The organism is Streptomyces flaveus (assembly GCF_014647675.1).
Taxonomy (GTDB): domain Bacteria; phylum Actinomycetota; class Actinomycetes; order Streptomycetales; family Streptomycetaceae; genus Streptomyces; species Streptomyces flaveus.
The window spans coordinates 1,409-1,970 of sequence record NZ_BMPQ01000078.1 but is presented as its reverse complement, the minus strand read 5'-3'; the positions used below and the strand labels follow the sequence as shown (position 1 = coordinate 1,970).

Annotated in this window: 1 protein-coding gene and 1 pseudogene; one reads left to right on the top strand and one right to left on the bottom strand. The window is 31.1% G+C overall.

Annotated features, from left to right (window positions below):
- Positions 1–245: divalent metal cation transporter (locus tag IEZ21_RS49265; protein WP_189327909.1), on the bottom strand; the 245-nt coding region annotated here is incomplete at its 3' end.
- A gap of 154 nt (positions 246–399) precedes the next feature.
- Here IEZ21_RS49265 and IEZ21_RS49260 point away from each other — a divergent pair.
- Positions 400–562 (top strand): annotated as a pseudogene (locus IEZ21_RS49260) (IS6 family transposase); the annotation flags it as partial.

The window sequence follows — 562 nt, the reverse complement described above, 5'->3', positions numbered from 1 at the left end:
GCAATACCTAAACGAGCGCACATACTTTGAAGTAACATGGCTGATAAGCTCGATAATAATATTATAAATAATAATGTATATCCAAATTGTGCTCCTCCTGCCATTGAAGTAATCCAATTACCTGGATCCATATAGCCTACAGCAACAAGAAGTCCAGGACCTAGATACATTATTAGTTTCTTGATACCATTTGCTTCGCTATCAAAAGAAACTTTTCCATTTATTTCTTCTAAACTTTTCTTCACTATAAAAATCTCCTCATTGAATATTAAATTTATCAATGAATATTATAGTATAAATTAGGCTGACCTAAAAATTATTTTGCTTCATATATATTTTTTCTGGTTCTGTTGCAAAGTTGAATTTATAGTATAATTTTAACAAAAAGGAGTCTTCTGTATGAACTATTTCAGATATAAACAATTTAACAAGGATGTTATCACTGTAGCCGTTGGCTACTATCTAAGATATGCATTGAGTTATCGTGATATATCTGAAATATTAAGGGAACGTGGTGTAAACGTTCATCATTCAACGGTCTACCGTTGGGTTCAAGAATATG